The organism is Variovorax sp. Root411, assembly GCF_001425205.1.
In the GTDB taxonomy this organism is placed as follows: domain Bacteria; phylum Pseudomonadota; class Gammaproteobacteria; order Burkholderiales; family Burkholderiaceae_C; genus Variovorax.
The window spans coordinates 12,239-25,038 of the sequence record NZ_LMDW01000001.1 but is presented as its reverse complement, the minus strand read 5'-3'; the positions used below and the strand labels follow the sequence as shown (position 1 = coordinate 25,038).

Sequence of the window (12,800 nt, the reverse complement as noted above, 5' to 3'; positions counted from 1 at the left end):
TTACCGCAGCTTCAGCGTCGAAAGGCCCACGAGGCACAGCAGCATCGTGATGATCCAGAAGCGCACGACGACCTGCGTCTCGCGCCAGCCGCTCTTCTCGAAGTGATGGTGCAGCGGCGCCATCTTGAGCACGCGGCGGCCTTCGCCGAAGCGCTTCTTCGTGTACTTGAAGTACATGACCTGCGCCATCACCGAGATCGCCTCGACCACGAAGATGCCGCCCATGATGAAGAACACGATCTCCTGGCGCACGATGACCGCGATGGTGCCCAGCGCGCCGCCGAGCGCGAGCGCGCCCACGTCGCCCATGAACACCTGCGCCGGGTGCGTGTTGAACCAGAGGAACGCGAGCCCCGCGCCGGCCATGGCCGAGCAGAACACCAGCAGCTCGCCCGAGCCCGGGATGTTGGGGAACAGCAGGTACTTGGAATACACCGCGCTGCCCGTGACGTAGGCGAACACGCCCAGCGCCGAGCCCACCATCACCACCGGCATGATCGCCAGCCCGTCGAGGCCGTCGGTCAGGTTCACCGCATTGCTCGCGCCCACGATCACGAGGTACGTGAGGATGACGAAGCCGATGCCGCCGAGCGGGTAGCTCACTTCCTTGAAGAAGGGCACCAGCAGGTTGATCTTGGGCGGAAAGTCGAGGTCGAAGCCCGAGCGCACCCAGGCGAAGAACAACTCGAGCACGCGCCAGTTGGAGCTTTCGGAGATGCTGAACAGCAGGTAGAAGCCCGCGAGCAGGCCGACCAACGACTGCCAGAAGTACTTCTCGCGCGAGCGCATGCCTTCGGGGTCCTTGCGCACCACCTTGCGCCAGTCGTCGACCCAGCCGATGGCACCGAAGCCCATGGTGACCCACAGCACGATCCACACGAAGCGGTTCGAGATATCGAACCACAGCAGCGTCGCGAAGGCGATGGCGAACAGCACGAGCACGCCGCCCATGGTGGGCGTGCCGCTCTTCGTCAAGTGCGTTTCCATGCCGTAGCCGCGCACGGGCTGGCCGATCTTGAGTGCGGCAAGGCGGCGGATCACATACGGGCCGGCCACGAGGCCGACCACGAGCGCGGTCAGTGCGGCCATCAGCGCGCGGAAGGTGAGGTACTGGAACACGCGCAGGAACCCGAACTCGGGCGAGAGCGTCTGCAGCCATTGGGCCAGGGTCATCAGCATGTCGTTTCGCGCGGCTCATGCGTCATGACCGGCCTCCTTTTGTTGTTGTGCCTCGATGGCTTTCACCACGCGCTCCATCTTCATGAAGCGCGATCCCTTCACGAGCACGCTGCCGACCTGCGGCAGGCGCGCGAGCACGGCCGCGCCGAGCGCGTCGAACTCGTCGAAATGGCGTCCGTCGCGTCCCTCGCCGCTGTCCTGGAAAGCGGTGGCGGTGTGCACCGTCGCCGCGCCCAGCGTGTAGACGGACTCGATGCCGCGCTGGCGCGCCCACGCGCCGACTTCGGCATGGAACTCGGGCGAGCGGTCGCCCACCTCGCCCATGTCGCCGAGCACCAGCAGGCGCGGACCCGGAAGGGCGGCGAGCACGTCGATGGCTGCGATCACGGAATCGGGGTTCGCGTTGTAGCTGTCGTCGACCAGCGTCAGCGCATGGCCGCCGGCCAGCACGATCTCGCTGGCGCGCGAGCGGCCCTTGACCGGCTCGAAGGCCGACAGGCCTTCGGCAATGGTCTCGAGCGACACGCCGGCCGCGAGCGCGCAGGCGGTGGCCGCCAGCGCATTGACCACGTTGTGCCGGCCCGCGATGTGCAGGCGCGCGTCGAAGGCGCCGAGCGGCGTGCGGATGCGCACGGCCCAGGCGCCCTGCTTCCATTCGGCGCTGTCGAGCGAGATGTCGGCGTCCTCGGACTCGCCGAAGGTCATGCAGCGCCGGGCGCCCCCGGCATGCGCCATGTCGGTCCACAGCGAGGTGAAGGTGTCGCCGTGGGGGAACACGGCCGTGCCGTCGTCGGGCAGCACCGCGAACACGGCGCCGTTCTCGACGGCGACCGCCTCGACGGTGGCCATGAATTCCTGGTGCTCGCGCTGCGCGTTGTTGACGAGCGCGATGGTTGGGCGCGAAACGGCGGCCAGCCGCGCGATCTCGCCCGGATGGTTCATGCCCAGCTCGAGCACCGCGCGCTGGTGCTGCGCGCGCAGGCGCAGCAGCGTGAGCGGCACGCCGATCTCGTTGTTGAAGTTGCCGGCCGTGGCCAAGGCACGTTCCCCACGCGTGGCGAAGAGCACGGCCGCGATCATCTGCGTGACGGTGGTCTTGCCGTTGCTGCCGGTGACGGCGATCAGCGGCAGCTCGAACTGCGCGCGCCAGCCCGCGCCGAGTGCGCCCAGCGCGGCCAGCGTGTCGGGCACTTCGAGGCCGGCGAGGCCGGCGGCTTCCAGGCCGCGGTGCGCGATGGCGGCCACGGCGCCCTGCTTCTTTGCGTCGGCGAGGAAGTCGTTGGCGTCGAAGCGCTCGCCCTTGAGCGCGACGAACAGGTCGCCCTGGGCGAGCGTGCGCGTGTCGGTGTGCACGCGGGCGATGACGGTCGAGGCATCACCCACCAGGCGCGAACCCGGAATCCATTGCTGCACCTGGGCCAGCGTGATGTTGAGCGGCGTCGTGTCGGTCATGCCGCAGTACCCACAGTACCCCGCTTCGCCAGCGCCTGCAGCGCATGGGCCTTGTCCGAGAACTCGATGCGCTGGCCGGCAATTTCCTGCCAGGCCTCGTGGCCCTTGCCGGCGATGAGCACGACGTCCTGCGGGGCGGCCTGCGCGATCACGTCGGCGATGGCGATGCCGCGGTCGGGTTGCACCTGCGCAGCCTCGGGACGCGAGAAGCCGCGCAGCACCTGGCTGATGATCGCGTCGGGCTTCTCGCTGCGCGGGTTGTCGCTGGTGACGATCACGCGGTCGGCCTGGCGTTCGGCGACGGCGGCCATCATCGGGCGCTTGATCGGGTCGCGATCGCCGCCGCAGCCGAACAGGCACCAGAGCGCACCGCCGCGCTGCCTGGCCAGCGGGCGCAGGCCGATCAGGGCCTTGTCGAGCGCGTCGGGTGTGTGGGCGTAGTCGACCACCGCCAGCGGCGCACCTTCGCCGGTGCCCGCGCGGTCCATGCGGCCCGGCACGCTCGTGAGGTTGGCGCAGGCGGCCACGGCCTGGCCCAGCGTGAGGCCGAGCGCGCGCAGGGTGCCGAGCACGCCGAGCAGGTTGGCCACGTTGTACTGGCCGATGAGGCCGGTCGACAGCCGCTCCACCGCGGCGGAGCCGTGCTCGGCCACCGAGAACTGCAGGCCCTGCGCGTCGTAGCCGATGTCACGCGCCATGAGGCGGGCCGGCTTGCCGCTGGCCGAGACGGTCCAGACGTCGAGCGCGCCGATGCCGGCGTCGATCAGGTTCGCGCACAGGCTGGCGCCGTGCGTGTCGTCGATGTTGATCACCGCTGCGCGCAGACCGGGCCAGCGGAACAGCTCGGCCTTGGCCTGCCAGTAGGCGTCCATGCTGCCGTGGTAGTCGAGGTGGTCCTGCGTGAAGTTGGTGAACACGGCCACCGCGATCTGCGCGCCGTCGAGCCGGCGTTCGGCAATGCCGATGGACGAGGCCTCGATGGCGCAGGCGCCGAAGCCGCGCTCGACCAGCGAACGCAACTCGCGCTGCATCATCACCGGGTCGGGCGTGGTCAGGCCGGTGTAGGTCAGCTCGGGCGGCACGCCGATGCCCAGCGTGCCCATCACCGCGCAGGGCGACGGTGCATCGCGCTGCACGGTGCCGTCGGGGTTCATGGCGCGCACGCCACCCGCCGCGCTCAGCGTGGAAAGCGATTCGGCCAGCCACCATGCGGTGGAAGTCTTGCCGTTGGTGCCGGTCACGGCCAGCACGTCGAGCAGGGCCGAGGGGTTGTCGTAGAAGGCCGAGGCGATCGGGCCGGTGGCGGCCTTCAGGCCGGGGTAGCTCACGATGCGCCCATCGTCAACAAGAGCGCCCTCGAAGCCGAAGGCCTCCACGCCCTCGTGCTCCACCAGGCAGATCGCCGCGCCCTGCGCCAGCGCGGCCGCCACGTGCTTGCGCCCGTCGGTCGCGGCGCCGGGCCAGGCGACGAAGACGTCGCCCGCACCCACGGCACGGCTGTCGGCATGCATCGCGGCCTGCGGCGCACGCTCCTTGAGCCAGGCCGCGGCCAGTTGGGGAGAAGTGAAGGTCAGCATGTTCAGAAACTCTCGTCGACGCCCTGCGTCATCACAAGCGGTTTGACCGCCAGATCGGGCGGTACGTTCATCATGCGCAGGGTCTGCTGCACGACTTCGCTGAACACGGGGGCCGCGGCGACGCCGCCGAAATACTGGCCATCGCTCGGTTCGTCGATCATCACGGCGACGATGATGCGGGGCTTCTCGATAGGCGCCATGCCGGTGAACCAGGCACGGTACTTGTTGCTGGCGTAGCCCTTGCCGACCTGCTTGTGGGCCGTGCCCGACTTGCCGCCGACCGAATAGCCGACCGTCTGCGCGCGCGTGCCGGTGCCGCCGGGGCCGGCGGCCATCTGCAGCATCTTGCGCACCGCCAGCGCGTTCGACGGCGAGAACACGCGCACGCCGACCGGCGCCTCTGAATTCTTCAGGATGGTCACCGGAATGATGGAGCCGTCGTGCGCGAACGAGGTGTACGAATGCGCCATCTGGAACAGCGACGCCGACAGGCCGTAGCCATAGGCCATCGTCGCCTGCTCGACCGGCTTCCAGGTCTTCCACGGGCGCAGCCGGCCCGTCACGGCGCCGGGAAACTGGATCTGCGGCTTCTGGCCGTAGCCGAGCGCGGTGTAGGTGTCCCACATCTCGTGCGGGGTCATCTTCTGGGCGATCTTGAGCGCGCCGACGTTGCTCGACTTCTGGATCACGCCCTCGACCGTCAGCGTGCCGTAGTTGTGGGTGTCGCTGATGGTGAAGCCGCCGAGCTGGAAGCGGCCGGGGCTGGTCTCGATCAACGTCGAGGGCTTCACTCGGCCGGCTTCCAGCGCCATGCCCACCGTGATCGGCTTCATGGTCGAACCGGGCTCGAAGGTGTCGGTGAGCGCGCGGTTGCGCAGCTGCTCGCCAGTGAGGTTCTGGCGCTTGTCCGGCACGTAGCTCGGGTAGTTGGCCAGCGCCAGCACTTCGCCGGTGACGGAGTCGAGCACCACCACGCTGCCGGCCTTGGCCTTGCGCGCGGTCACGGCGTCGCGCAGCTTCTGGTAGGCGAAGAACTGCACCTTGCTGTCGACGCTGAGCTGGATGTCCTTGCCGTCCAGCGGCGGCACGGTCTCGCCCACGCCCTCGACCACGCGGCCGAGGCGGTCCTTGATGACGCGGCGCGAACCGGCCTTGCCGGCCAGTTCCTTGTTGAACGCGAGTTCGATGCCCTCCTGGCCGTTGTCTTCCACGTTGGTGAAGCCCACCACGTGCGCGGCGGCCTCGCCCTCGGGGTACTGGCGCTTGTATTCCTTGCGCTGGTAGATGCCCTTGAGGTTCAGGGCCGCGATCTGCTTGGCGATGGGCTCGTCGACCTGGCGCTTGATCCAGACGAATGTCTTGTCCTCGTCTTCGAGCTTCTTGTCGAAGTCCTTCTGCGGCATCTCGAGCAGCTTGGCGACCTGCTTGAGCTTGGCGCGCACCTCGGGGTCATCGCGCTCGACGTCTTCCGGAATGGCCCAGATGCTCGGCGCCACCACGCTGGAAGCGAGGATGAGCCCGTTGCGGTCGAGGATGCGGCCGCGGTTGGCCGGCAGTTCGAGCGTGCGCGCGAAGCGTACTTCGCCCTGCCGCTGGAAGAAGCTGTTGTTGAGCACCTGCACGTAGGCCGCCCGGCCCGCGAGCATGACGAAGCCGAGCGCGATGCCGGCAACGATGAACTTGCTGCGCCACACCGGCGTCTTGCTCGCGAGCAAGGGGCTGGTGGTGTAGCGCACGCTGCGGTTGCCCCGGCTCATCGTGCGGCCCTCGCTGCGGTGGCCGGCTTGGTGGCCGGCTTGGGCGGGGCCGGTGCGGGCGCAACGGGCGCAATGGGCGCAACGGCCGGGATCACCGTGCCGTCCGGACGCACGTACTGCGTGATCGCCGGCGAGGTGGTGCGCATCTGCAGTTGCTCCTTGGCGAGCTTCTCGACGCGCAGCGGCGTGGCCTGTGCGCGCTTCTCGACCTGCAGGCGGTCGCGGTCGGTTTCCAGGCGGCGGGCATCCTGCTGCACGCGATCGAGCTCGGTATAGAGCTGGCGCGAGAGGTACTGCGTGTGCACGAGGTACAGCGCCGTCGCAATGACGGCCATCAGCAGGAGCAGGTTGATGCGCGCCATGTCAGGGCGCCTCGGTGCGCTCGGCGACGCGAAGAATGGCGCTGCGCGAGCGCGGATTGCCTCTTACCTCGGCGTCGGAGGGCTTGATGCGCTCCAGGGCGCGCAATTTCATGACCTTCGGGGCGGCAAACGGCGCGCGGCGGTCGTAGACCTCCTTCGAGTGCTTGGCGATGAACTGCTTCACGATGCGGTCTTCCAGCGAGTGGAAGCTGATCACCGCGAGCCGTCCCTGGGGCTTGAGCACGGACAGGCTGGCCTCTAGCGCCTGTTGCAGCTCTTCAAGCTCGGCGTTGATGAAAATCCGAAAAGCCTGAAATGTGCGCGTTGCAGGGTTCTGGCCCTGCTCGCGGGTTTTGACCGTGCCAGCCACGAGCTCGGCCAGTTCGGTGGTGGTTGAAATTGCGCCCCGTTCTTGTCTGCGAGCAACAATCGCCTTTGCAATCTGAACAGCAAACCGTTCTTCGCCATAGTCACGGATCACCTCTGCAATTTGTGAAAGTTCGGCCGTTGCCAGCCATTCGGCCACGCTCTCGCCGCGCGTGGTGTCCATGCGCATGTCGAGCGGACCGTCGAAACGAAAACTGAAACCGCGCACCGGGTTGTCGATTTGCGGCGAACTCACGCCCAGGTCCATCAGCAGGCCGTCGACGCTCGCATCGGGCAATTCGCCCAGCGAGCGGAATCCCTGATGGCGGATGGAAAAACGCGCATCGGAGATGCGCGCTGCTTCGGCCACTGCTTCCGCATCCTTGTCGAATGCGATCAGCCTGCCCTCCGGCGCCAGCCTGGAGAGGATTGCACGCGCATGCCCTCCCCGACCGAAAGTGGCGTCCACGTAGGTGCCGGTTGCCGCCGTGTTGCCGGAAAGAACGGCTTCCACCGCCTCGTTCAGCAAGACGGTCGTATGGGTCCATGGGGTGTTCACGTGAGTCCTCAGAACGCGAAGTCCTGAAACACATCCGGCATCTCGCCCTGGGTGGCCTCGGCCTCCTTGGCCTCGTAGGTGGCCTTGTCCCACAGCTCGAAGTGGTTGCCCATGCCCAGCAGCAGCGTGTCGCGGGCAATGCCGGTGGCCGCGCGCAGCTCGGGCGACACCAGGATGCGGCCCGTGCCGTCCATCTCGACGTCCATGGCGTTGCCCAGGAAGACGCGCTTCCACCACTGCGCCGACATCGGCAGCGCGGCGATGCGCTCGCGGAATTTTTCCCATTCGGGACGGGGGAACACCATCAGGCATCCGTGCGGATGCTTGGTGATCGTGAGCTGGCCGCCTGCCGTTGCGCTCAGGACGTCACGATGCCGGGTCGGCACGGAGAGCCGCCCCTTGGCATCCAGACTGAGCGATGAAGCGCCTTGAAACACGACCACGAAACCCCTGTGTTGGGAGTGCTGCAGCACCTGAAAGAGGCACTACCCGCACTTTTTCCCACTTAACTGCACTTTTTTGCACTGTAGCAGGAAACACTTCAGAAGCAACTGGCCGTTTGGGCTATTTTTTGTAATGGAATCAACGACTTAGCGCCGATTCCAAATCCTTGAAATCGGCGAATTTCGTTGAGAATGAAGTACTTAGCCCACGCAGTGAATGTGATGCGTGAAGGATTCCCCCGTTACAGGGGGAGGAGAAGCGGCTTCAGAGAATGAAGCGCGAAAGGTCTTCGTCGTGACTTAGTGCCGCGAGGCGCTCGTCGACATAGGCGGCATCGATGCGGATCGATTGCCCTTCGAGGCGGGTCGCGTCGAAGCTTACCTCATCCAGCAGGCGCTCCATCACGGTCGACAGGCGGCGCGCGCCGATGTTCTCCGTGCGCTCGTTCACCTCGAAGGCGATGGCGGCCAGCCGGTTCACGCCCTCGGGCGTGAATTCCAACGTCACGCCCTCGGTGGCGAGCAGCGCCTGGTACTGCTTCACGAGCGACGCGCGGGTCTGCGTGAGGATGCTTTCGAAGTCCGCCACCGACAGCGACTGCAGCTCGACGCGGATCGGAAAGCGCCCCTGAAGCTCGGGAATGAGATCGCTGGGCTTGCTCAGATGGAACGCGCCGCTCGCAATGAACAGCATGTGGTCGGTGCGCACCACGCCGTACTTGGTGGTGACCGCCGTGCCTTCCACCAGCGGCAGCAGGTCGCGCTGCACGCCCTGGCGCGACACGTCGGAGCCCTGCGCCTCGCTGCGGGTGGCGACCTTGTCGATCTCGTCGATGAAGACGATGCCGTTCTGCTCTGCGTTGGTGATGGCCTGCGCGCGGATCTCGTCCTCGTTGACCAGCTTGGCAGCCTCTTCGTCGATCAGCAGGCGCATCGCCTCGGCGATCTTGAGCTTGCGCGTCTTGCGCTTGGCGCCGCCCATCTGGCCGAACATGCCGCGCAGCTGCTCGGTCATTTCCTCCATGCCGGCCGGGCCCATGATTTCGAGCGGGGCGCGGGCCTCGGCGAGGTCGAGCTCGATTTCCTTGTCGTCGAGCTGATGCTCGCGCAGCTTCTTGCGGAACGCCTGGCGCGTGGGGTTGGGGCCGTCCAGCGCAGGCGTTGCGCCGTCGGCGCCGCGCGCCGGGGGCAGCAGCACGTCGAGGATGCGCTCCTCGGCGGCGTCTTCGGCACGCGCGCGCACCTTGATGCTCTCGGATTCGCGCGTCTGCTTGACCGCGATTTCGGCGAGGTCGCGAATGATCGAATCGACGTCCTTGCCCACGTAGCCCACCTCGGTGAACTTGGTGGCCTCGACCTTGATGAAAGGCGCGTCGGCCAGACGCGCCAGCCGACGTGCGATTTCGGTCTTGCCCACGCCCGTGGGGCCGATCATGAGGATGTTCTTCGGCGTGATCTCATGGCGCAGCGTGTCGCCGACCTGCTGGCGGCGCCAGCGGTTGCGCATGGCGATGGCCACGGCGCGCTTGGCGGCGGGCTGGCCGACGATGTGGTTGTCGAGCTCGGAGACGATTTCCTGGGGGGTCATGGACATGGTCAGAGCGCTTCCACCGTGTGGTTCATGTTCGTGTAAATGCAGATTTCTCCGGCGATCGCCAGCGATTTGCGCACGATCTGCTCGGCCGAGAGTTCGGTGTTGTCGATCAGCGCCTTGGCCGCCGACTGGGCGTACGCGCCGCCCGACCCGATGGCGATCACGCCGTCTTCGGGCTCCAGCACGTCGCCGTTGCCTGTGATGATGAGCGACGTGGTTGCGTCGGCCACGGCGAGCATGGCTTCGAGCTTGCGCAGCACGCGGTCGGTGCGCCAGTCTTTCGTGAGCTCGACGGCCGCGCGGGTCAGGTGCCCCTGGTGCTTTTCGAGCTTGGCCTCGAAGCGCTCGAAGAGCGTGAAGGCATCGGCCGTGGCGCCGGCAAAGCCTGCGAGTACCTTGCCGTGATAGAGCCGCCGCACCTTGCGCGCCGTGCCCTTGATGACGATGTTGCCGAGAGTGACCTGCCCGTCCCCGCCGATGGCGACCTGGTCGCCTTGGGGGGTCTTGCGGCGCACGCTCACGATGGTGGTGCCGTGAAACTGTTCCATCGCAGCCATCTGGGGGTGCGCGGCGGCAATGCAACCGCCGAGAGGCGGCGCGGGTTTAGTTTTTTCTAACCGCCACCGTGGCGTGATCGGCAATGCCTACCAGGTTGAACAAGGCGGCTATCAAGCGATGCGCGTCGACGAACTGCACGCGCTCGCCGTTGGCATCGCGCGCACGCACCCAGCTCAGCAGCGTGCCGGCGGCGGCCAGGTCCATGCGCAGCAGCGCCGCACAGGAAATGACGGGCGCCGTGGTGTGGCGCAGGTCATTGTCCAGCCGTTGCCAGTTCGACAGCGACTCGCCCCGCAGGTCACCCGCCAGCGCGGCAAAACCGCTTTCGGTGGACGGGAAGCTCTCGGAATCGCCACCGACCGACAGCAGCGACCAGACCGAGTTGGACCGACTCGCGGGCGGCGCGGCCAGCGTGGTGCATTCGCCGCACGGGTCCTGCCAGGCGGGTGGCGACACCTCATAGGTGATGCAGTAGTTGAGCGCGACCAGCTCGAAGTCGTCGGGCAGGTGCATCATGCGCAGCGCCGCGAGGTGCAATTGCCACCAGACGTCGTCGGTGCCGCGCTCGTTGTTGGGCGCAGCCTCGGACAGCACGGCCAGCAGTTGCGCCGTGCCCATGAAGCGCAGTTGGACCGGCGAATCGGCCCAGTGCGCGAACAGCACGCGCAGCGGCGCGGCCGCCTCGGGCTCGATGGCGTGCAGCCCGCGCCAGTCGAGCGTCCACACCGCGCCCGCCTTCGACAGCGCACGGGTGAGTTCCATGAGGCCTTCGCGCGCCAGGCGCGCGGGGCAGGTCCAATCGGCATGGGCGGCACCGCCTTCGGCAGCCGCCTCGGCGGCCTCTTCGCTGGCGGTCACGGCCTTGACGCTGCGGGCCAGTTCTTCGAGCGACACCCAGTCGGGGCCCATGCGCCGCATGCGTTGCGCGTAGCGCATGCGGGCGGCCGCGAACTTGGCGGCATCGCCAGTTGCACGGTACAGATCGAACAGGGCGCGCCAGCGGCTGTCGTCGCGTTCGGCGGCGGCGTTGTCGTGGCCGTCCTCGGTGGCCGGCGCGCTCTCGGAGGCCAGGGCCTGCAGCAGGATGGCTTCAGCGCCGGTGTCGTCGCCGTGCGCGAAGCGGATCACCGCCTCTTCGAGCGCGCCGTCGTGCGCGAGGCGCGACGACATCAGCGGCACGCCGCCGGCGGCCGCGTCCGGGCTGCCACCGGCCTCAGCGGCCGCCGGAACGGGCAACAGCACGGCAGGCTCGGCCAGCAGCTCGTCGGTGTGCACCGGCGGCAGCGTCTCGGCGCCGGCGTCGGGCGGCGGGTTGACCAGCGTTTCGCCGTTCGGACCCCGCCCTTTCCACCACTGCTGCGACATCTGCTGCTCGATCTCGTCGATCTTCTTGAGCGTGAGCGCGCGGCCCTCCGATCCCTCGGAGGAGCTGTTGAGGTTGAACGAGGACGGCGTGACCGTCGCCTCGAAGGCATGGGCCGCGGCCTCGCGCTGGCGCAGCTTGCGCAGCATGTCGAACTCGCGCCGGCGCACGAAATCGTTGCGCTGGCGCCGCTCGATCATCTCCTTCAGCATCTCGCGGCTGTAGGTCTGCGCGGGCAGCGAGGAGTCCGAGGTCGAGGCGGCGGCAGGGGCATCCAGCTCCGACCAATCCTTCAGGGGATTGCGGACAAACTTGGCCACCTTTGAAAAAAGGCGGCCCGATTCTTCCTTTGGCATTCGGCGAAGGCTATCGAAGACGCTGGTTTCTATCTACCTTGACCCTGTGTCAATCCCCGAACATCTTCTGCTTGAGCTCGCGGCGCTGCTGCGCTTCGAGCGACAGCGTGGCCGTTGGGCGGGCCAGCAGGCGGCCGACACCGATGGGTTCGCCGGTTTCGTCGCAGTAGCCGTAGTCGCCGGCGTCGATGCGCTGGATCGACTGCTCGATCTTCTTCAGCAGCTTGCGTTCGCGGTCGCGGGTGCGCAGCTCGAGGGCGTGTTCTTCCTCGATGGTGGCGCGGTCGGCCGGATCGGGCACGACCACCGTGTCTTCACGCAGGTGCTCGGTGGTCTCGCCGGCGTTCTCGAGGATGCCGCGCTTGAGTTCCTCGAGCTTCAGGCGGAAGAACGCCATCTGCTTGTCGTTCATGTACTCGTCGTCGGGCATGGCGATGACTTCGGCATCGCTCAGCTCGGCGGGCGTCTTGGTCTTCCAGTTGTTGGCCAGCTTCGGATCTTTCTTCACGGCCAGGGGCGGCGGCGGCACCAGCGCGGTGGAAGGCGCCTGCGAGAAGCTGGACTTGGCAGCGGTCGATGCCACGGATTGCGGCATCGAGGGCACGGTCAGTTGCGACAGCCGGGACACACGGCCACCACGCGCGGCGGGTGCGGGCGTGGCGGTTTGAGCGGGCATCGAGGGTGTCGCCGGGGCGGAAGTGGAGGCGGCAGCCGTTTTTTTCATGGGGATCCGGGGGGCAGAAGGAACGGCAGCAGGGCGGCCGACGGGTTTGGATGACGATGAGCCCGCGCCTGCGGTCCGGGTGGCGGCAGTTGCAGGCTTGGCGGACTTCTTGGTCGCAGCGGTCGCGGCCTTGGCCGGTGGTGCTGCGGGCTTTTTGGACGGCGCGCTTTTCTCCTTCGCGACAGGGCCATGTGCGGTGGCAGAAACCTTCCTGACCGCAGGTACAGCCTGCTTCGCAGCCGGCGCCTTCTTTGCGGCGGGCTTGGGTGCTGGCGTGGCCTTGGCGGCGGGTTTCTTCACGGTGACTGGCTCCTTGGACGAACTGGAACGCGCTTTCACTGGGTGTCTCCTCCCATGGGAGCCCCTTGCAGCTTTCAGGCCACGCAGGCTCCCCGTTGTCGGGGTGCTCGCCAGTGGCGAACCCCGGGGTTATACCCCCGAAAGCCCACCAGTAACGTATGGCGCCCCGTGCCGGAAGCCACATCTTGCCCATGGGAACTGGACATGGCT

Annotated in this window: 11 protein-coding genes; all 11 read right to left on the bottom strand. The window is 67.4% G+C overall.

Annotated elements, in window-relative coordinates:
* The 11 genes from mraY to dksA all read right to left on the bottom strand — a co-directional run bounded on the left by mraY (position 1) and on the right by dksA (position 12,590).
* Positions 1-1,179: a phospho-N-acetylmuramoyl-pentapeptide-transferase gene (gene mraY / locus ASC92_RS00100; protein ID WP_007832453.1), complete on the bottom strand. Its 1,179-nt coding sequence runs from the start codon at positions 1,177-1,179 to the stop codon at positions 1-3.
* Between the two features lie 15 nt (positions 1,180-1,194).
* Positions 1,195-2,631 (bottom strand): UDP-N-acetylmuramoyl-tripeptide--D-alanyl-D-alanine ligase, encoded by a 1,437-nt coding sequence (locus ASC92_RS00095; protein ID WP_056508884.1) that lies wholly within the window; start codon positions 2,629-2,631, stop codon positions 1,195-1,197.
* Complete coding sequence (locus ASC92_RS00090) at positions 2,628-4,208, bottom strand: UDP-N-acetylmuramoyl-L-alanyl-D-glutamate--2,6-diaminopimelate ligase (RefSeq protein WP_056508882.1); 1,581 nt, start codon at positions 4,206-4,208, stop codon at positions 2,628-2,630. The genes ASC92_RS00095 and ASC92_RS00090 overlap by 4 nt, the downstream gene beginning before the upstream one ends.
* A 2-nt stretch (positions 4,209-4,210) precedes the next feature.
* Positions 4,211-5,965, bottom strand: coding sequence for a peptidoglycan D,D-transpeptidase FtsI family protein (locus ASC92_RS00085; protein ID WP_056508879.1), 1,755 nt, complete (start codon positions 5,963-5,965; stop codon positions 4,211-4,213).
* Positions 5,962-6,327 (bottom strand): cell division protein FtsL, encoded by a 366-nt coding sequence (gene ftsL / locus ASC92_RS00080; RefSeq protein ID WP_056508877.1) that lies wholly within the window; start codon positions 6,325-6,327, stop codon positions 5,962-5,964. Before ftsL ends, ASC92_RS00085 begins: the two co-directional genes overlap by 4 nt.
* Before the next feature lies 1 nt (position 6,328).
* On the bottom strand, positions 6,329-7,252 hold the full coding sequence (gene rsmH, locus ASC92_RS00075) for a 16S rRNA (cytosine(1402)-N(4))-methyltransferase RsmH (RefSeq protein ID WP_056508876.1): 924 nt from the start codon (positions 7,250-7,252) through the stop codon (positions 6,329-6,331).
* A gap of 8 nt (positions 7,253-7,260) precedes the next feature.
* Positions 7,261-7,689: a division/cell wall cluster transcriptional repressor MraZ gene (gene mraZ / locus ASC92_RS00070; RefSeq protein ID WP_013539433.1), complete on the bottom strand. Its 429-nt coding sequence runs from the start codon at positions 7,687-7,689 to the stop codon at positions 7,261-7,263.
* Positions 7,690-7,960: 271 nt separating this feature from the next.
* Complete coding sequence (hslU, locus tag ASC92_RS00065) at positions 7,961-9,289, bottom strand: ATP-dependent protease ATPase subunit HslU (protein WP_056508875.1); 1,329 nt, start codon at positions 9,287-9,289, stop codon at positions 7,961-7,963.
* 2 nt (positions 9,290-9,291) lie between these two features.
* Entirely contained in the window at positions 9,292-9,837 is a 546-nt protein-coding gene (gene hslV, locus ASC92_RS00060; RefSeq protein WP_056508874.1) for an ATP-dependent protease subunit HslV, read from the bottom strand.
* A 55-nt stretch (positions 9,838-9,892) separates the two neighbouring features.
* Positions 9,893-11,566 carry an STAS domain-containing protein gene (locus ASC92_RS00055; protein ID WP_056508871.1) on the bottom strand — a complete coding sequence of 558 codons (1,674 nt, stop codon included), beginning with the start codon at positions 11,564-11,566 and terminating at the stop codon, positions 9,893-9,895.
* A gap of 49 nt (positions 11,567-11,615) precedes the next feature.
* On the bottom strand, positions 11,616-12,590 hold the full coding sequence (gene dksA, locus ASC92_RS29160) for an RNA polymerase-binding protein DksA (protein WP_235505626.1): 975 nt from the start codon (positions 12,588-12,590) through the stop codon (positions 11,616-11,618).
* Positions 12,591-12,800: the final 210 nt, after the last annotated feature.

What these genes read in the sequence shown, in the direction of transcription:
- ASC92_RS00055 (WP_056508871.1), bottom strand. Translation starts at nt 11,566, where the DNA reads ATGCCAAAGGAAGAATCGGGCCGCCTTTTTTCAAAGGTGGCCAAGTTT.
- mraY (WP_007832453.1), bottom strand. Translation starts at nt 1,179, where the DNA reads ATGCTGATGACCCTGGCCCAATGGCTGCAGACGCTCTCGCCCGAGTTC.
- hslV (WP_056508874.1), bottom strand. Translation starts at nt 9,837, where the DNA reads ATGGAACAGTTTCACGGCACCACCATCGTGAGCGTGCGCCGCAAGACC.
- hslU (WP_056508875.1), bottom strand. Translation starts at nt 9,289, where the DNA reads ATGTCCATGACCCCCCAGGAAATCGTCTCCGAGCTCGACAACCACATC.
- ASC92_RS00095 (WP_056508884.1), bottom strand. Translation starts at nt 2,631, where the DNA reads ATGACCGACACGACGCCGCTCAACATCACGCTGGCCCAGGTGCAGCAA.
- ASC92_RS00090 (WP_056508882.1), bottom strand. Translation starts at nt 4,208, where the DNA reads ATGCTGACCTTCACTTCTCCCCAACTGGCCGCGGCCTGGCTCAAGGAG.
- ASC92_RS00085 (WP_056508879.1), bottom strand. Translation starts at nt 5,965, where the DNA reads ATGAGCCGGGGCAACCGCAGCGTGCGCTACACCACCAGCCCCTTGCTC.
- ftsL (WP_056508877.1), bottom strand. Translation starts at nt 6,327, where the DNA reads ATGGCGCGCATCAACCTGCTCCTGCTGATGGCCGTCATTGCGACGGCG.